Origin of the sequence: Brevibacillus sp. AY1, from assembly GCF_029870785.1 — a bacterium.
GTDB lineage: Bacteria > Bacillota > Bacilli > Brevibacillales > Brevibacillaceae > Brevibacillus > Brevibacillus invocatus.
Genome location: NZ_JAFLPN010000001.1, coordinates 236945 through 254935 on the forward strand (window position 1 = coordinate 236945; position 17991 = coordinate 254935).

The window sequence follows — 17991 nt, forward strand, 5'->3', positions numbered from 1 at the left end:
ACTTGTACGTCACAATGAATGGAGATGGAATATGCCGCCAAAAAAGAAGTTTACCAAGGACCAAATTGTGGATGCAGCCTTTGAAATTGCCAAACAGGAGGGGATTGACAGCATCACGATACGAAAGGTCGCGACCAAGCTGGGGAGCTCAATCGCACCGATCTATGTGAATTTCAATGATGCGGATGAGCTTGTTCGGGAAGTCATCCACAAAACGGTAGAGCTGAGCAACCACATACTGCAAGAAAATCATACAGGCAACCCCTTTCATGATATGGGGGTAGCGAGTCTGCGATTTGCCAGAGATTACAGCGTTCTTTTTCGGGATCTGGTTTGGAATCCAAATAAGTACGTCCATGAGTATGAGCAGGAAATGAACCCTGTATTGCTCGATCAAATGAAAGAGGACGCAGATCTTCAAGGCTTCTCTGACGATGAATTACGGTTGATTTTATTAAAAATGAGAGCTTGTACACTGGGCTTGTCGATCATGGGAACGTCATGCTGATTTCGGATGGCCCCATGACCTACTCGAAAGCACCGTGGTATGCCTCAAGCGCCTTTACCTTTACAGCTTTGGGTCTCGTGCTGTGTCTGATCTTTGGTTCGCTTTTGTTCTGGGGTCTTCATGCAGGGATTCGTTTTATCAGAAATAAAAAAACAGCACAACCGAAAGCAGCTATTGCTGCGAAATGGACTGCAATAGCTTTTGGAGTGTTGACACTCGGCATTGTGCTGGATGTTGTGATTACAGGCGAATTCGATCCGGTGTACGGCGTACCTAAAGCTTATTACGGAGAACAATCTTCCTGGACGGGATGGGTGGAGCAGATTCCATTCGTACAAAACGTATTGGGTGCAGCTCTCTTGATCTTCTTGGTCTATATTTGGAGAAAAGGCTGCTGGAGAATACGAGGGCGTATCCATTACAGCCTTTTTACCCTGTCAGCTACAGGACTGCTGCTCTTCTTTCACTAATGGAACATGGTGTAGACGGTTATTTTTTTATCAATAAATGATGCCGGACAGCGTAAGCAGCGAGCTGAACCCGATTGGCAAGCTGGAGCTTTTCCAGAATGTTCTTGATGTGGTTTTTCACTGTGTTTTCCGAGATGACCAGTGCATCACTGATCTCCCGGTTGGTATTGCCTGCGCCCACGTACATGACGATTTCCCGTTCGCGAGGGGTGAGGACCTCAGGCATCAGCTCATCTACCTGCTCGTCCTGGCGAAAATGATGAAGCAGACGCGTCGCCATTTCGCGGGAAGGGATACTGTCCTCTCCTAACAAGGCATGCAGATAGTTGATCCAGTCATCTGGTTCGAGGTTTTTTAGCAAGTAGCCCTGGGCACCAAACTGAATCGCGGTGATGAGGTCCCCAACGTCATCGGAGACGCTGAGAATGACGACTTTGATATGGGGGTAAGCTTTCTTTACTTCGCGTGTCGCCTCCAAGCCATTCCATTTCGGCATGTTGATATCCATCAGGACGAGGTCGGGCTGGAGCTGGCCGCATAGATGAAAGGCCTCTTCACCATTGGCTGCTTCTCCTATCACTTCAAAGGAAGGATCAGGGTCTAGCAGGCTGCGAATCGCCAGGCGAGCCATCGGGTGATCATCAGCAATTATGACGCGATAGGGATTCATCGGGCTTCCCCTCCTTTTTGGGACGTAAGTGTGATCATGGTTCCGCCTGCCTTCCTTTGTTTGATCTCAAGGCTGGCTTGCAATTGTTTGGCTCGGTCACGCATCATGGCCAGTCCGTATTTTTTGGCTTCTACAGAGTCGTCTGAGATCCCGACCCCATCGTCCTCGATCGAGAGCGTCCATTGCTTCGGTTCCTGAGTGGTCAGCTGAATCCAGGCGTGACGTGCTTGGGCATGCTTGCGAATATTGGCAAAGGCCTCCTGGATGATACCGAATAGCTGAACCTCTTGAGCAGGAGTAAAAAACGTATCTTTTACGTTAAATTCGGTTGAGACATCGATCCCAGATAGGGCACTCCACTGGGCGAGCCATTTTTCCAGACGCTGCTCTAGACTTCCTTCTTCCGGCAAGGAGCGCAAATTGAATATCGCTTGGCGAACATGATTATCGATTGCTGATACGGCGACACGAGCATCATCGAGATGTCCTTGCTTCAGCTTCACATTGAGAAAAAACAAGGATTGGGCAATCCCGTCGTGCAGCTCGCGGGCGAGTCGTTCCCGTTCTTCATACACCGCGCGCCGGGCTTGCTCTTCCACAAGCTTTGCATTCATTTTTTCAATGGTGCGAAACATCCAGTTCGCAAACAAAAAGGACAGGATCAGTGTCAGGATCGTAATGTATACATTCCCGCTCTCCATGGAGAGATACGGTAATAAAAAGTCGTGACGAATGAACTCGAAGCCCCCGATGATGATTGCGGGAAGCAGTGCGGTAAGCCAATAAAAAGTGCGGTACGTCATCGAATCTTCCCTTTCGTGTACAGTGGCAATCAATCCTAGTATACCGAACCAATCCATCCGATGATATACTCAGTATCAGATCATAGAAAAGATGGACAGGCGGTGGAGGACGATATGAGTAATAGAGCGAAAGCATTGACCATAGCAGGCTCGGATAGCGGCGGCGGCGCTGGTATTCAGGCTGATCTTAAAACCTTTCATCAATTCGGCGTTTATGGGATGAGTGCCATTACAGCTATCACGGCACAAAATACCTTGGGCGTTTCTGGTGTATATCCGTTGCCGACTGAAGCGGTAGCGCATCAGATTCGCGAGGTACTGCTCGATCTCGGTGCCGATGCAGCAAAGACGGGAATGCTTTTTGATGCAGCTATCATTCGGGCTGTAGCGGCAGAGCTTGACCCGTACCGAAATATTAAACTCGTTGTGGATCCTGTGATGATCGCAAAAGGAGGAGCAAAATTGCTTCGCGATGATGCGATAGAGGCTCTCAAAAAAGATTTGCTTCCATTGGCAGAGGTTGTGACTCCAAACCTGCCTGAGGCGGAAGTTCTGACGGGCATGCTGATTCGAACACCTGAGCATATGCGCGAAGGGGCAAAGGTGATCCATGCTTTAGGCGCACGTTACGTGATGATGAAAGGGGGTCATCTCGAAGGGGACGAAGTGCTGGACATCCTCTACGATGGACAGGCCTTTTATGAAATCGCACACGAACGGATTCAGACACGCCATACGCATGGCACAGGCTGTACCTTCTCGGCAGCTTTAACGGCAGAGCTGGCAAAAGGAAGGCCGTTGGTTCAGGCAGTTGAAACAGCGAACCGTTTTATCTTTGAAGCCATCAGAACAGCACCCGAGCTGGGAGGCGGACATGGTCCGACGAACCATTGGGCGGCCATCGAATAAGTGCAGGAAAGCCCGGAAAGTTTGATCCGGGCTTTTTGTATGTCCATTTACAAGTCATTTAACTGGCACGCGGAAGCCATCTGAAAGTCGGGTAGGGTAGCTGTCTAACGTAAATCGGTATTCAGTAGGTGCGCCCTTCGAGGTAAGCCGTTTAAATAATTTCCCGTACACCTGCACGAGTTCATTTTCATGATCGGAAGAAGACGTGCTTTGGAGCAGTTCGTATTCGTTTCCTCGATCATCGGTCAGATCACTCACGAAGGAAACATAGCGATTGACATCCTGAACGTCCACTTGCAAAGAAAAATCCATTCCGACGATGTCATCGTTTTGACGCAATGCATCCAGATGAACGCGATCATCCGGTTTTTTCAGCAAGGTGCCTGAATGTGCATCGATTGTCACGTGACGCTTTTCTTTATCCAAGGCCCTGATTTGCTTGGCTTGCAGAAAAAGCTGTTCTGGCTGTGTAAAATAGATGCTTTCCAGATTGTAAATCACCACATTTTCTCCATCCCGGGTGTAGGGAACGCCATTGCCCCAGAAGGAATACGTATGGCCGTGTTCATCTGCGAGCGCCAATTGATCAAAGTCAAAGATGTGCTTGGTGTTGGCAGGATCAAAATGTATGCTCACTTCCGTCTGAGTAGGGTAGGCAGTGATCTTGCCTATCGTAAATCGCTGACCGTCGACTGCCACTTCCTGATTGACCTCATAGACGATCTCCTTATGAGCGGCGTATTTCGCCTTATCAATGGGGAAAGACACCTTTATGGGGACGTCGAGAGCGGTTTGATCTACAGCGACGGTCACCTGAAGCTGAAGTTGATCCGGTACCACGTCCTTTTCCGTAAGATTTACATCGACGCGATTTTTGGTCTTGCTGCCTTTATTCATCGAGCTTCCCCAGGATATGCCAGAACCCCATGGCTGTCCTGATGCATCCATCAGCTCTATTTTGTCCAGCGACAGAACATGGTCCGGCTGTTCGTGTTCAATGGTGTAGAAAATGACTCGGTTGCCCGCTGCAAGCCCTTGTCATCCCTGATGAGATCGACGAGCTTTTCCATACCGGGGATATGGCTGACATAGGCAGCGACGACGGGAGAAAGCCGAATGGAAAAAAAGAATCCGACGAGGAGAGCAGATGCCGTCAAAGTAGCTCCATAGCGCCAAAAGCGTTTTCGTCTCTGTTGAATTTGCTGTGCTTTTTGTACCCCCGAGAAGATAGCACGATCGATTTCAGCAGGAATTGTGGTTTCCTGCAATCTCTGCTTTTCATCTCGCAATGCTTGTTCCAGCTGTTGGTGCGATCCACCCGGTTGTCGGCCAGGTCATGATCCTTGTCCTCCATGACCCAACGTTTTTGTCGTTTTTGTTCATGTATGCAGCAATGAATCAGGATGCGGGTCAGCCACGTGGAAAAAAATGCAGGCTGCCTGAGCTGTGACATTTTGAGATAAGCCCGGCAGGTCGTCTCCTGGATGGCCTCCAAGGCGTCTTGTTCATTTCGCAAAAAGGCATAAGCGACGCGATAAAGCCTTTCCTTGTGCATCTGCATCAGTTGATAAAAAGCATGATTGTCCCCTTTTTGAGCTTCAAGGACAAGTTGTTCCAGATTCACGTCCACCCCTCCTACACTCATTAGACTCACGAAACGGATAAACGGTTTTGGTGAACCTGATCAAACATGACTGCTTACACTAGGAGAGGACGAAAAAAGGGTGGGGCAGATGTGGATCAAATGGGTCACAATTCATGAATCCTACGGCCTGCCGAGGGTTGCTCAGGAATGCCGGCAATATTTGGAGCTGCAAGGAATTCAGGTCAGGCTGGTCGGAATGCGAACCAGACGAAAAGGTCATGTATACAAGCTGCAGGTGCCAGTCGAGCAAGAAGAACAGGCGAGGGAAAGGCTTCATACGTTCAAGAGCATGCTGTAGGAAATCTCTTTCAGCCATGCAACCCCATGAGGTGTCCGTTGGGAAAAGGGTGATACTAGAACCAGGGGGTGTAGCATGGCTAAGACCATATTGGAAGCACCGAAGCAACAAACCGGGGCCAAGTTGTTTGTTCCCGACTATGTATTTGTCGAACCGAACGCCCTCCAGCATCCGTTGGGCAAAGAGCTGGTGGAACGATATCAGCAACAAGGAATTCCGATCCAGATGACGACCAGCCACAATCAGGTGCGCGGCATTCCTGGAGAAACAGATGTGGAGAAATTCCGAAACGCCAAACGGACACTGGTCATCGGGGTACGCAAGACCTTGAAATTCGAGCCTTCCAAGCCCTCTGCAGAATACGCACTACCACTCGCGACTGGCTGTGTGGGGCATTGCCATTATTGCTATCTCAATACCAATGTCGGATCTAGGCCGTACATTCGCATTTACGTAAACACAGACGAGATTTTTGCCCAGGCGGAAAAGTACATCCGGGAAAGACCGGGTGAGATCACTCGTTTTGAAGCGGCATGTACCTCTGATCCCGTCAGTATCGAACATATTACGGGAAATCTCAAGCGAGCCATCGAATTTATGGGACAACAAGAGTGGGGGCGTCTGCGGTTTGTCACGAAATTTCATCACGTCGACTCGCTGCTGGATGCCAAGCATAACAAGCATACGCGCTTTCGCTTCAGCATGAATGCCGATTATGTGATCAAAAATTTTGAGCCTGGAACGTCCAGCTTTAGCCAAAGGCTGGAGGCAGCGGGGAAAGTGGCCAAGGCAGGGTATCCGCTCGGTTTTATTCTTGCTCCATTGTACTGGTTCGATGGCTGGGAAAAGGGATATACGGAGCTATTGGAAAAACTTCGCCAAGAGTTGGTTCCCGAAGCGATGGAGGACTTGACGTTTGAGCTGATCCAGCATCGATTCACGAAGATCGCCAAAAGCTTGATCTTGCAACGATACCCCAAGACCAAGCTGGAAATGAATGAAGTAGAGCGCAAATACAAATGGGGCAAATACGGCAAAGGAAAATATGTGTACCCTGATGTAAAAGCAAAAGCTTTGCAAGCCTATCTGGAAAAAGTAATTGCCAGATTGTTTCCTCAGGCACGCGTCGAATACTTTACGTAATCGGTAAAAACTGCTCCGATGCTGCGAGCAGTTTTTACCGTTCTACAGGAACCGAATCGTTTCGACAAATGTGCGTTGGACATGCTACAATATGATTTGCTCTCATATTCGTGAAAGGAAGCAATCCTAATGAAGTCCATTTTGATTACCGTAGAGGGGCCGATCGGCATTGGCAAAACCTCTCTGGCACGGGAACTGAGCCGGGCGTTCGAGTTGCAGCTTCTGGAAGAGATTGTGTATGAAAATCCGTTTTTAGGAAAATTTTACGAGAATATTGCCGAATGGAGCTTCCAGCTGGAAATGTTTTTCTTGTGCAATCGATATAAGCAACTGCAAGACATTCATTCCAAGTATCTGCAACAAAATCAGTCGGTTGTGTCTGACTACAACATTTTTAAAAATACCATTTTTTCCAAACGCACACTGTCGGATGACAATCTGAACAAGTATTTGAAAATCTACGATATTCTGACGGAAAACCTCCCGCAAGCTCATCTGGTGATTTATTTAACCGCTTCCATCGACACGGTCATGAAGCGAATAGCCATGCGAGACCGCGATGTGGAGAGAAGCATGGATGTCGCCTATATGGAACATCTCATTGCTGATTACGAGGAATTTATGGATGCTTTCGAAAAACAACATCCTGACATCCCGGTGATCAAGTTTGATTGCGATCATTTGGATTTTGTACATAAGCCGGAAGATTTGCGTTACGTCCTGGAACGCATTGAACCAAAAGTCAAGGAACTGATGGCAGAATAATCCGAGCTGCGAGTTGAAGGGCAAGAATGTAAATAAGGAGTTGCGTACATGGCAAGGTTTCATAGCAGTCCTCTGCGAGAAAAATACGGAATACCCAGTAATGCCGTGATCACGATCGGCGGTACGGTCGGAGTCGGGAAGTCGACGTTTACCCATGCTTTGGCTGATCAATTGGGTTTTCGGGTTTCTGTAGAAAAAGTGGACAACAACCCGTATTTGGGGCGTTATTACGACGATTTGTCCCGGTGGGGCTTTCATTTGCAAATCTTCTTTTTGGCTGAGCGCTTCAAGGAACAAAAACGGATGTTTGAGTACGGCGGCGGCTTTGTCCAGGATCGCTCGATTTATGAAGATACCGGAATTTTTGCGCGCATGCTGTATGAGCAGGGGAATATGACGGAGGAGGACTATCGCACCTATACCGAGTTGTTTGAAGCGATGGTCATGACACCTTACTTTCCGCATCCTGATATTTTGATTTATCTCGAAGGCAGTTTCGAAGATATCATCGGTCGGGTAAAGGAACGCGGACGCCCGATGGAGCAGCAAACACCGATCGATTACTGGCAGGACCTGTACGGACGCTACGAGGAGTGGATTGCGTCATTCTCGGCCTGCCCGATTTTGCGCATCAATATCAACGAATACGATGTGGTCCATGAGCCTACCTCAATGGAAAGTATCATCGCACGCGTGGCTGAGAAAATCAAAATCGGGAGAGCCACTCGCCTTTAACGCATCGACACTTTGCGTAAAGGAATCGGCTAACGAACAAACCCCTCTATGGTATAATAGGAGCATTCTGGAAAGATAAAAGGAGCTCAGACATGGCAGAAGAATGGTTTGAACGCAGCTTTCGCGAAGATTATGTGCTGGTTTACCGGCACCGTGATGATTCAGCAGCGAATGAAGAAATTGGCAATTTGCTGGCACGGCTGCCGATCAAGCAGCAGGGGAAGGTACTCGATCTTTGCTGTGGAAGCGGGCGTCATTCACGTGCACTGGCTAGCCGGGGCTATGAAGTCGTTGGAGTCGATTTATCGCCTGTCCTTTTGCAGTTGGCGGAAGAGCAGAATCACTTTTCCAATCTCCGTTTTGTCCGCTGCGACATGCGCGATATTCCGTTTCAAAACGAATTTGATATTGTCGTAAATTTATTCACCAGCTTTGGCTACTTCTCGTCAGACGAAGAAAATGCAAAAGTCATCCGCAATATGGCTAAGGCCCTGAAGTCGGAGGGCGAGTTGATCATCGATTATCTCAATCCGTCTTACGTCAAAGACCATCTGGTGCCTCGTTCAACGAAAGAGGTCAAAGATATGAGGATTGATGAAGAGCGCTGGATTCAGGACGGTTTCGTGAAAAAGCGGATCATGATTCGTGATGAATCATCAAGAGAGCCTCGTGAGTACATGGAGCAGGTTCGATTGTTTACGGTGGAGCAAATGATGAGCATGCTGGAAGAGGCTGGTTTTGGACAGATTCAGGTATTCGGCAATTACGAGTTTCAACCCTATGTGGCAACCGATTCTCCCCGCATGATCTTCTATGCTAACAAGCAATAAAGGGAGTGCGGATAAGCGTGACTAAGCGCATCATTCCCTGAATAAGATGGTGTTACATACCATCATCGGACTATAAGGGGGAGCTTATCATGAGTAAGCTGTCGGTTGAGCAAGTGAAGCTGTATTTAAGCAAGGTTCCTGGCTGGAAGCTGGTGGAGGAGCGGATGGCGCTGTCTCGCACCTATCACTGTGCGGATTTTGCTGAGGCAATCCGACTGGTCAATCGAGTGGCCGAATGCTTGGAGCACGATAGTCAGCATGTTGAGATTCATTTGAGTGTAGGTACAGTCACTTTTACTTTGACGACACGTGAAGCGAGAGGCTTGACAGGCAAGGACTTTGCTTTGGCACAGACGATCAGCAAGGTGAGCTAAATCCGATTCAAACGGTAGAAAGCCGCTTCTCTTCACGAGGCGGTTTTTCACGTTTCAGCCGTAGCATCTGGATTGGCCTTCTGCTATGATGGGCTGTAAGTAGATATCGGAGGGATCATGAATGGAAATTCAGCGGCACGAGCGTTTGCTTGAGGTTTTGAAAGAACAATTTGCACAGCAGGAAGCGGCATTTTCCTTTACCCAGTGGGATACCGAGAATGAGGATGAGGAAGTCTCACAGTTTCGGGGCACACTGACAGAGCTTAAGCTCACGGATAATGAGTTTGACGAAAAGGATTTACTCTTGATTCTCACCGCAGAAGATGGGGAGATCGTGGAAATCCTAATGGAAATACCAAGTGAGGAAGTGGATCTGGCTGTTTGGGAAGAAGGTCGGTTGTCCATCTTTGGTACGGAAGCAGAGCTCGTTCTGGAAAAATGAGAAGCGAGCGCAATTATTCTTTTATAGGGACAACAGATCCGATGACAAGCAGTGAAGTTTATCACTGTGAAAAGTACCTGAAGCGGAACAAGAGGGAGTTGGTTCAGGCAGGGAAATACTTAATCGACACAGCAGCGCTGCTCTCCCTGTTTCATTTGGATTGCTGGAACTGCCGTCGCGTTCATCGGGAAACATGCTGCGAAGGCGGACAACCCTACGCGGTGGAATCCCGACAAGTTTTTATTCTGGAGCGAGAATTTCCGGCGATTTCTGCACATTTGACGGACAGGCAAAAAACAAAAAAGTGGCTGGATCAAGGTGTCTGGGACAAGACGCCTGGAACCATTCGGATGGAGCATGGCAACTGTATGTTTTATCAGGAGCGGGATGGTCGCTACGGTTGTGCGATTCACGCTTACGCCGAGCAGATGGAGCAAGACGTGCTGCCGTTAAAGCCCTTTAGCTGCCAGCTCTATCCTTTGGACCTCATACAGACGGATCTTGGTATCCTTCTGACCGCTGTAACCAATGAGACATCTTCTTTTTCCAGGTGGGGCACCGATTATTTGGAGCAATTTTATTGCGCTAGTCTCGATCGACGAAAAGTAGCTACACATCTTGATGCCCATCTTTTTGCAGTGGATGGATATCGGCCAGCCTACGAGTGGAATCTTCCCTTGTTTCGTTATTTGCTAGGCGATGAGGCGAAACGTATCGAGAGCATACTGCAAGAGAAGATTGAACAAAGTGCTACAACCATAGGATAGGATGAAAGCTTTATGAGAAAAGGAGCAACAGTGATGATAGGTAAAACAACTCAAGAATCGCGTACGATCCAGGCTTCTCTGGTCCAGCCTTCGGATACCAACTACCACGGAACGATTTTTGGTGGAACCATGATGGCTTATGTTGACGAAGTAGCGGCTATTGCAGCCATGCGCCATTCACGTCGTCCTGTTGTGACGGCATCCATCGATTCCATCGACTTTCTCGCACCGGTCAAAATGGGGCAATCCATTTGTCTGGAGGCCTATGTGTCTTCGACTGGAAGAACCTCAATGGAGATTTTCGTGAAGGTGGTCGCTGAGAATTTGCGGACTGGTGAGCGTGTATTGACAGCTACATCCTTCCTCACGTTCGTTGCTTTGGATGAAGAAGGCAATCCGACAGAAGTACCGCCTGTTATTCCAGAAACCGAAGCGGAAAAATACCTCTTGGATACCGCTGATGACCGTAAAAAAATGCGGAAAGAGCGCAAACAAAATACACAGGCGTTTATCGATCATCTGACGATCAAGAAAAACATTTGATTGTCCAAAAAAAGCGTGAGTGAGGGAGGAAGAAACGATGAAATACCGCAGACTGGGGAAAACGGATTTGACTGTTTCCGTCGTAGGCGTGGGAACGTGGCAGTTTGGTGGAGAGTGGGGAATGGACTTCACGCAAGGCGAGGTCGATCAGATCTTGCACACAGCCAAGGAGCTGGGCATTAATTTGATCGATACCGCGGAATGTTACGGTGACCATCTTTCAGAACGTCTGATCGGAGACTATCTGAAGCGTGACCGTCGTGAGGACTGGATTGTCGCCACCAAGTTTGGTCATCATTTTCACGATCGCTTTACTCGAACCAATCACTATGGTGCAGCAGAGGTTCTGGACCAACTCGACAAGTCCCTTCAAGCCCTGCAGACGGATTACATCGATCTGTACCAGTTTCATTCAGGCCCAGATGAAGCCTTTGACAATGACGACCTCTGGACCATGCTGGATAAACAGGTGAGTGCAGGAAAGATTCGTCATCTAGGTCTTTCCATCGCGAAAAACGACAATCTGCACCAAACCGCATCCTCGACTAAAATAAATGCCCAAACGATACAGGTCGTTTACAACCGCCTGGATCGCAAACCGGAAGAGGCTGTGTTTGCATCCTGCCAGGAGCAGGATTTGGGGGTGCTGGCACGTGTACCGTTGGCGAGTGGATATTTAAGCGGAAAGTACAAGCCGGGTACTGTGTTTGCTGGCAATGACGTGCGCCACAGACATGACCCTGAGCATGTCAAACAGCTGCTTTCACAGGTGGAGGAGATCAAGCGCAACGAAGTGCCAGAGGGGATTGATATGGCACAATGGGCGCTGGCCTGGTGCCTCAACCATCCTGCTGTGACAACGGTTATTCCAGGGAGTAAAAGCCCGGCACAGGTCGAAGCGAATGCAAAAGCGGCCGAGCTCGCGAGTGATCAACATCCGCAGGCACGACCGCAACTTTAATCGAGAAAACGAGCACGGACTTCCGGTGTAGGCAGTAAACACTGCTCGCTTTTACCAAACCACCGGTAGCGGTTGCGAGCAATCCATGTATAGATCGGATCCCGTATGAAGCGGGGGACGGCAAGCCCAATGAGACTGAGGGTGCGCCATCCCCCGTTTAGTTTTTTTCCAACCCGTAATGCCGCATCAGATTTCGTATACAGCCGATCGTCTTCGATAAAAACCACAGATTGCAGTTCAACTGTAGAATAACCATGTGTCGCTAGCAGCTTTTGCGCCATTTCCGATTGCAGGGAAGCAAAGTAAACGTCTTCATTATCATTGTGGCGAAGAACGAATTGGACCGAAGAGTGGCACATGTGGCATACCCCGTCATAGAGCAGAATCGCTTCTGGCGGATGAGTCATGGGGATAGGGGACTTCTCTGTCATACAGCAGACCTCCATTGGACCAGGAAATGAAAGGGATCCATACTTCTATTCTAACAAATCGGAACACTTTTTCCTATGGCCCATTCCCGCGCAGGGCTCCTTGGCGAATCAAATCTTCTGCTTTGGCCAAATCAAGGTACATTTCTCTGTCTTCACGCAATCGTGGAATGACCTGCCGGATGAGTTCATAGGCGCGTTTTGTACCTGAACCAAGCTCACCAGTCCCAAACTCAATGGCCTGCGCTGCTGCTACATACTCGATGGCGAGTACCTTTGCGGTGTTGGCCACGACCGTTCTCAGTTTGCGGGCCGCAGTCGTGCCCATGCTGACATGATCCTCCTGATTTGCCGATGAGGGGATGGAATCGACAGAGGCAGGGTGACAGAGCACTTTGTTCTCGGAAACGATGGAAGCGGCTACGTACTGTGTGATCATGAAGCCGGAATGAAGTCCGCCGTTTTCCGTTAAAAATCCGGGTAGTCCGCTGAGCTGTGGATTGACCAGACGCTCAGTCCGCCGTTCGGAGATGTTGCCGAGCTCTGCGATTGCAATCGCTAGGAAATCCGCAGCAAAAGCCATCGGCTGTCCGTGGAAATTCCCTCCGGATATCACATCTCCCGTTTCCGTAAACAGCACCGGATTGTCGGTTACACTGTTGCATTCACGGGACACGGTGGTCCAGACGTATTCGAGTGTATCGCGTGTTGCACCGTGAACCTGTGGAAGGCAGCGAAGACTATAGGCATCCTGCACGCGAATTTCTCCCTGGATTGTGGTACGTTCACTGCCCTGCAGGTGTTGCAGGAGTCGACGGGCAGACTCCTGCTGGCCAGGATGAGGTCGAACCAGATGAAGCTGTGGGTCAAATGCTTTGGGAATGCCACGCAGAGCTTCTACGGTCATCGCAGCGACCACCTCTGCGGTTTCCATGACAGTTCTGGCTTCGTCCAGCGCGAGGCAGAGGAGGGCAGTCATGGCCTGTGTACCGTTGATGAGAGCAAGCCCCTCCTTCGCCTGAAGTCGGATCGGATTTAACCCGACTAAGGCCAATGCCTCTGCGCCGGACATTCGCTTTCCATTCACCTCAGCCTCGCCTTTTCCGAGCATGACCAGAACCATATGAGCCAGTGGAGCAAGATCACCACTTGCCCCGAGCGAGCCTTGCTGCGGGATGATCGGGTGAACGCCTCGATTGACCAGCTCAACCAGATGAAGCAAGGTCTCTTCCCGGATTCCCGAATAGCCCTTTACCAGCGCGTTGATCCGCAATGTCATCATTGCACGAACGACTTCTACAGGGTACGGTTCTCCCATACCGCAAGCGTGACTCATGATCAGGTTTTCTTGAAGCTGGGTGACATCCTCACCTGTGATCATGACATCCGAGAATTTGCCGAAGCCTGTGGTTATCCCGTACACGACTTGCTGTCCACTGACCATCTGTTCCACCATCGTTCGAGAGTGACGCACCTTTTCGCGAGCGGCTTCAGGGATGGATATCAGAGATTGTGATTTTGCGATGCAAATGACCTGCTCGATATGCAGCGTATTTCCGTCCAATTCAACGACTGGCAGTGAAGACATGGTATATTTTCCTCCTTTAGCAGAGCAGAGAACGAAAAAGGAAGAGGGGTAGGATCTATGATCCTAACCCCTCTTCCTGGGTTTGTATATGCAAATGGCAAAACGTGAATAGCCTGTCGCCCGGCATACGTTTTCCTCACTTTCGCTCTCTGTGCGTGTTTGGATAATTCTGTTATTGATACCATTTTACCTGATACATTCGCGCAGTCAATAGGAGGATGGCACGGCTTCTGCACCTGTTCGGAAAAAACGGGCTTAGTCCTTTTTTCCAATATGGGCAAGTGTCGTTTCTTGATCGTGATAAACGTCATACCATGTACTGTGTGATTTTACCCGAAAGGACGTGTGAGAGTCTTTGGAAAAACGTCGAAAAGTGCCACCAACGCCGCCAAGGCGGCCTAAAGAAATGCCAAAACCACCTTCTTCGAGCATGCCGCTACCATCGCCTTCCCGCCCATCTCCATCGATGCCATCACCGAACATGCCTTCCCCAAATCTGTCACCAAACCTACCTTCACCAAACCTACCGTCACCCAATATGCCAATGCCGAAGAAGGAACATCGCCCTGCTAGACCCATGCCGCAAAGGCCCATTATTCCAGCACCTAACCAATCGATCCCGAAACCAGCCAATCCGATGCCGCCGAAGCGTGTTCCAATCAAACCCATGCCTCCAAACCGTATGCCATCCAATCAAAGTCCGGTGAATCCGATGCCTCCAAACCGTATGCCGATGAATCCGATGCCACCCAATCGCATGCCAGCGAATCCGATGCCGCCTAATCGCATGCCAGCGAATCCGATGCCGCCAAACATGTCACCAAACATGTCTCCAAACATGCGACCTCCTCGTTCCCGCTCCAAGCATGAAGCAGAAATCGAACTGTATCTGTTCAAGCTTCATTTTCACCGGGATCGGATGCACTTTTTCGAGCACAAGTGCCACGAGCATCGAGAGCACAGACGAAAATACAGCGAATACAGAAAGCATTACAAGCATCATAAGCAAAGAATGAAACACTACCATGATCGCTGCCGGATGTACGACGGAGGAAGCAGCTCCTCTGGGCACAGAAGATCCTCGTCTTCTTGCTCTTCATCCTCATCCTCTTCAGGACATCGCTGCGACTGTGGCTGTTCCTATTAAGAGAAGCTTACAGGTGAAAGCCCCTAAAAGCAGTCAATCTTCCCGGGAAGAACGGCTGCTTTTTTGCTGGATATCTGTCCGTATAGAGCCGTCAGGATGTTGCCTGGCGGTTTTTCTATGTTCTCTTTCCTTACAAAACCGAAAGCAAACTGTAAGGTAGATCAATAGCTAACCTCAATGGAATTTCGTTACAGTAATAGCGAGCCTTTACGAAAGTACGCCAGCTAGATGATAGGAAATGAAATGGAGGAACGACAATGAGTGCGTCCGTACTAGATGTGAAAAACGTTCAGAAAATATACGGGAAAAAAGGGGAAAGCCAGTCACATGCTTTAAAAGGAGTATCGCTCACGATTGAAAAAGGAGAATTCGTCGGAATCATGGGGCCATCCGGTTCAGGAAAAACGACGCTCCTCAACGTCATTTCCACGTTGGATCGGCCAACGGAAGGCTTGATCGAAATTGCAGGAACAAATATTACACAGATGAAACAAAACCAGCTGGCGGATTTTCGCTCACAAAAACTGGGTTTTATTTTTCAGGATTTCAACCTCTTGGAGAATCTGACCGTCTACGAGAACATAGCGCTGCCGCTCTCCCTTCAGGGTGTATCGTCGAAAGAAATTGTCACCAAGGTAAATAGGGTGGCGCAAACACTCGGAATCGAAGAGATTTTGCAAAAATATCCCGTGCAAATATCCGGAGGACAAAAGCAACGGGCCGCAGCAGCACGTGCGCTCGTTCATGATCCAGCCATTTTACTGGCGGATGAGCCGACGGGTGCACTGGATTCCAAGAATGCCAAAAGCTTGCTCGAAACGATGACAGACCTGAACGAAAATCACCAAGTATCCATCATGATGGTCACTCATGACGCATTTTCCGCAAGCTATTGCAAGCGAATCCTGTTCATTCAGGACGGCAAGCTCTATACCGAGATTCACCGGACTGGGGATCGACAACCCTTTTTCAAACAAATTCTGGATGTACTGGCCGAGCTGGGTGCATCACATGATGTGCACTAGGAGGTACGATTGATGCTATTCAAGCTATCTTTGTCCAGTATGCGAAAGATGATGAAGGATTACCTAGTTCTACTGGTGGGCCTGGTCATCTCCATCTCGATTTTCTACATGTTTCAGACGCTTGCCCTCAATTCGGACTTCACCAAAGGCAATTCGGTGATCTCATCCATCCAGATCGTGTTCAACGTAGGGGCATTCCTGTTGGCGTTCATCACCGTGTTCTATATTTTCTACGCTAACTCCTTCCTGCTCTCACTGCGACGCAAAGAGCTGGGCATGTACATGGTGCTAGGAGCGAAAAAAGGGAAGATTAGCCAGATTCTATTCTGGGAAACGTTGATGATGGGGATAGCTTCTTTATGTATTGGAAGTATTGTCGGCATCATCTTGTCCAGCGGGATCGGCAAACTGTTGATGAATCTGTTGGAGATTTCGCCAGAGGGATACTATCCTTTTTACGTGCCGGCGCTTTGGATGACGTGGGGATTTTTCCTGGTGTTGTTTCTGATTACCTCGACCATCAACGCCATCCGTTTGGCGAGGGCGACCGAACTGGATCTGATCCGGGCCGAGCAGCAAAACGACACCATGAAACGCAGGGGAATAGGCACGATAGTGGTTGCTTTGATCGGGGTGCTGCTGGTAGCAGTAGGCTATTACGCGCTGATTGAGATTATGGTCCTGCAGGTGCTTGGTCTGATCATTGGGGCTGGTGCCACCACGATTGGGACGTACCTGATTTTTATCTCGCTGCTGCCTGTTTTTGTACAGGCATTGAAGAAAAATCAGCAGCTTAATGATCGTCAATTAAATGCATTTACATTTGCCCAGCTTCGATTTCGGGTGAACAATCTGACCAAAGTTCTCGGTACGGTAGCGATGCTGATCGCACTTGGCGTCGGGGCGATGGCTGGGGGATTGGCTTTCCAGCAGAACGTAGATCTGATTTCCAGTGCGCAGCACGTCTATGACATCACTTTGCATGATCCGGCCGAAGAAGATATTCAAGCCCTGAAGAATATGAACGTAATCGAGCAGAATACGTACCGCTACAAGATGGATGACAAGGGGTACTACTATGTAAAGGATGATCTGCTTGCCCATCCGCCATTGATTTCGACGAACAGCATCGAGAACTATTCATCCGAGAACAAACCCAAACGGGTGGCAGAGGATCTTCCTCATGATGGGTATATCATGTACGCCAGTCAGGATGACCGTACGAATCTGGAGGAAGTTCCAGCTGAGTGGGATCAGGTCATTTCCACAGAATTCATGATTAGCTATGAAATGCTGAAGGGCAGAACGGTTCAGATCGTGGATCGGGCAACCTATGAGGGAATCACAGGCAGTGAGCATCAGGTGTTGATTGCTCAAGTAGATGATTATTTGAACTACAAACCAGCATTAAAAGCCATGGATCAGCGGCAAAAACAGTGGATCCAATCGTCCCTTGAAAATGAAGAGCGGGAAGTGTATTTGTCCACCAAATACAGTACTTACGAAGCGGTGTATGCATTTACGAGCGGCACCATGTTCATGGGCTTCTTTTTGGGGATTGCCTTTTTGGCGATGATGGCCAGCTGTTTGATGTTTAAAATATTGTCCGGTGCTACTCGCGACAAGGACCGCTACATGATGCTGCGAAAAATCGGCGTGCGCCAGTCGTTATTGATCGGTTCCATTTACAAGGAGCTTTTCCTGGTGTTCGTATTCCCGGCATTGGTAGGTCTCGTTCATGTCCTGGTGGGTATGCAAATGTTTTCGTTTATTCTCCTGGACCCGTATGTGAACATCTGGGTACCAACCGTGATTTTCCTGGCGATCTATGCAATTTACTACTACATTACTGTACGACTTTACCAAGGGATCGTTTTGCCAAAAGAAGCGTGAATGAAATGCACTATTCACTTTGGAGAAGAGGGCAGGCTATGATGAAC

The 17991-nt window shown here is 49.0% G+C and carries 24 protein-coding genes; 15 read left to right on the top strand and 9 right to left on the bottom strand.

Features of this window, described 5'->3' with window-relative positions:
- Positions 1-31 precede the first annotated feature (31 nt).
- On the top strand, positions 32-508 hold the full coding sequence (locus JZI27_RS01210) for a TetR/AcrR family transcriptional regulator (protein ID WP_280206363.1): 477 nt from the start codon (positions 32-34) through the stop codon (positions 506-508).
- A gap of 14 nt (positions 509-522) precedes the next feature.
- Complete coding sequence (locus JZI27_RS01215) at positions 523-978, top strand: hypothetical protein (RefSeq protein ID WP_280206365.1); 456 nt, start codon at positions 523-525, stop codon at positions 976-978.
- Between the two features lie 19 nt (positions 979-997).
- On the opposite strand, the gene JZI27_RS01220 is transcribed toward JZI27_RS01215, so the two are convergent.
- Both JZI27_RS01220 and JZI27_RS01225 read right to left on the bottom strand, forming a co-directional pair.
- Positions 998-1648 (bottom strand): response regulator, encoded by a 651-nt coding sequence (locus tag JZI27_RS01220; RefSeq protein WP_057133806.1) that lies wholly within the window; start codon positions 1646-1648, stop codon positions 998-1000.
- On the bottom strand, positions 1645-2451 hold the full coding sequence (locus JZI27_RS01225; protein ID WP_057133805.1) for a sensor histidine kinase: 807 nt from the start codon (positions 2449-2451) through the stop codon (positions 1645-1647). The genes JZI27_RS01220 and JZI27_RS01225 overlap by 4 nt, the downstream gene beginning before the upstream one ends.
- 114 nt (positions 2452-2565) lie before the next feature.
- Between JZI27_RS01225 and thiD the strand changes: the two genes are divergently transcribed.
- The gene (gene thiD, locus JZI27_RS01230; RefSeq protein ID WP_122911188.1) at positions 2566-3360 is read left to right on the top strand and encodes a bifunctional hydroxymethylpyrimidine kinase/phosphomethylpyrimidine kinase; all 795 of its coding nucleotides are present in this window, start codon (positions 2566-2568) and stop codon (positions 3358-3360) included.
- 54 nt (positions 3361-3414) lie between these two features.
- Here thiD and JZI27_RS01235 read toward each other — a convergent pair whose 3' ends face one another.
- Genes JZI27_RS01235 through JZI27_RS01245 form a run of 3 tightly spaced genes read right to left on the bottom strand, consistent with a single transcriptional unit; the run spans position 3415 to position 4984 of the window.
- Positions 3415-4257 carry a DUF5643 domain-containing protein gene (locus JZI27_RS01235; protein ID WP_280206370.1) on the bottom strand — a complete coding sequence of 281 codons (843 nt, stop codon included), beginning with the start codon at positions 4255-4257 and terminating at the stop codon, positions 3415-3417.
- A 56-nt stretch (positions 4258-4313) separates the two neighbouring features.
- Positions 4314-4517 (bottom strand): DUF4179 domain-containing protein, encoded by a 204-nt coding sequence (locus JZI27_RS01240; protein ID WP_280206372.1) that lies wholly within the window; start codon positions 4515-4517, stop codon positions 4314-4316.
- Positions 4514-4984 (bottom strand): sigma factor, encoded by a 471-nt coding sequence (locus JZI27_RS01245; RefSeq protein WP_280206374.1) that lies wholly within the window; start codon positions 4982-4984, stop codon positions 4514-4516. The genes JZI27_RS01240 and JZI27_RS01245 overlap by 4 nt, the downstream gene beginning before the upstream one ends.
- Before the next feature lie 109 nt (positions 4985-5093).
- Between JZI27_RS01245 and JZI27_RS01250 the strand changes: the two genes are divergently transcribed.
- From JZI27_RS01250 to JZI27_RS01295, 10 genes are all read left to right on the top strand, one after another.
- A complete protein-coding gene (locus tag JZI27_RS01250; protein ID WP_122911195.1) occupies positions 5094-5303 on the top strand; it encodes a hypothetical protein in 210 nt (69 codons plus the stop codon).
- 75 nt (positions 5304-5378) lie between these two features.
- Positions 5379-6446, top strand: a complete 1068-nt coding sequence (gene splB, locus JZI27_RS01255; RefSeq protein ID WP_280206376.1) for a spore photoproduct lyase — start codon at positions 5379-5381, stop codon at positions 6444-6446.
- A gap of 129 nt (positions 6447-6575) precedes the next feature.
- On the top strand, positions 6576-7211 hold the full coding sequence (locus tag JZI27_RS01260; protein WP_057133799.1) for a deoxynucleoside kinase: 636 nt from the start codon (positions 6576-6578) through the stop codon (positions 7209-7211).
- A gap of 48 nt (positions 7212-7259) precedes the next feature.
- Positions 7260-7946 carry a deoxynucleoside kinase gene (locus JZI27_RS01265; protein WP_057133798.1) on the top strand — a complete coding sequence of 229 codons (687 nt, stop codon included), beginning with the start codon at positions 7260-7262 and terminating at the stop codon, positions 7944-7946.
- Positions 7947-8038: 92 nt separating this feature from the next.
- Positions 8039-8776 (top strand): class I SAM-dependent methyltransferase, encoded by a 738-nt coding sequence (locus JZI27_RS01270; RefSeq protein WP_251244681.1) that lies wholly within the window; start codon positions 8039-8041, stop codon positions 8774-8776.
- An 89-nt stretch (positions 8777-8865) separates the two neighbouring features.
- Complete coding sequence (locus JZI27_RS01275; RefSeq protein ID WP_280206381.1) at positions 8866-9150, top strand: 4a-hydroxytetrahydrobiopterin dehydratase; 285 nt, start codon at positions 8866-8868, stop codon at positions 9148-9150.
- A 121-nt stretch (positions 9151-9271) separates the two neighbouring features.
- Entirely contained in the window at positions 9272-9592 is a 321-nt protein-coding gene (locus tag JZI27_RS01280) for a hypothetical protein (RefSeq protein WP_280206383.1), read from the top strand.
- 41 nt (positions 9593-9633) lie between these two features.
- Positions 9634-10359, top strand: a complete 726-nt coding sequence (locus JZI27_RS01285) for a DUF3109 family protein (protein WP_245997316.1) — start codon at positions 9634-9636, stop codon at positions 10357-10359.
- 33 nt (positions 10360-10392) lie between these two features.
- Positions 10393-10902, top strand: a complete 510-nt coding sequence (locus JZI27_RS01290; protein ID WP_057133877.1) for an acyl-CoA thioesterase — start codon at positions 10393-10395, stop codon at positions 10900-10902.
- 37 nt (positions 10903-10939) lie between these two features.
- On the top strand, positions 10940-11863 hold the full coding sequence (locus JZI27_RS01295; RefSeq protein ID WP_280206387.1) for an aldo/keto reductase: 924 nt from the start codon (positions 10940-10942) through the stop codon (positions 11861-11863).
- Here JZI27_RS01295 and JZI27_RS01300 read toward each other — a convergent pair.
- From JZI27_RS01300 to JZI27_RS01315, 4 genes are all read right to left on the bottom strand, one after another.
- Positions 11860-12294, bottom strand: coding sequence for a thiol-disulfide oxidoreductase DCC family protein (locus tag JZI27_RS01300; RefSeq protein ID WP_280206388.1), 435 nt, complete (start codon positions 12292-12294; stop codon positions 11860-11862). The two genes, JZI27_RS01295 and JZI27_RS01300, sit on opposite strands and share 4 nt — an antisense overlap.
- Positions 12295-12367: 73 nt before the next feature.
- Positions 12368-13879: a histidine ammonia-lyase gene (gene hutH / locus JZI27_RS01305; RefSeq protein WP_280206389.1), complete on the bottom strand. Its 1512-nt coding sequence runs from the start codon at positions 13877-13879 to the stop codon at positions 12368-12370.
- Between the two features lie 255 nt (positions 13880-14134).
- Entirely contained in the window at positions 14135-14542 is a 408-nt protein-coding gene (locus JZI27_RS01310) for a hypothetical protein (protein ID WP_122911179.1), read from the bottom strand.
- A 30-nt stretch (positions 14543-14572) separates the two neighbouring features.
- Positions 14573-14719: a hypothetical protein gene (locus JZI27_RS01315; protein WP_280206390.1), complete on the bottom strand. Its 147-nt coding sequence runs from the start codon at positions 14717-14719 to the stop codon at positions 14573-14575.
- Between the two features lie 564 nt (positions 14720-15283).
- On the opposite strand from JZI27_RS01315, the gene JZI27_RS01320 reads away from it, so the two are divergent.
- Positions 15284-16051: an ABC transporter ATP-binding protein gene (locus JZI27_RS01320; protein ID WP_057133790.1), complete on the top strand. Its 768-nt coding sequence runs from the start codon at positions 15284-15286 to the stop codon at positions 16049-16051.
- A gap of 12 nt (positions 16052-16063) precedes the next feature.
- Positions 16064-17944 carry an ABC transporter permease gene (locus tag JZI27_RS01325; RefSeq protein WP_280206394.1) on the top strand — a complete coding sequence of 627 codons (1881 nt, stop codon included), beginning with the start codon at positions 16064-16066 and terminating at the stop codon, positions 17942-17944.
- Positions 17945-17991 lie beyond the last annotated feature (47 nt).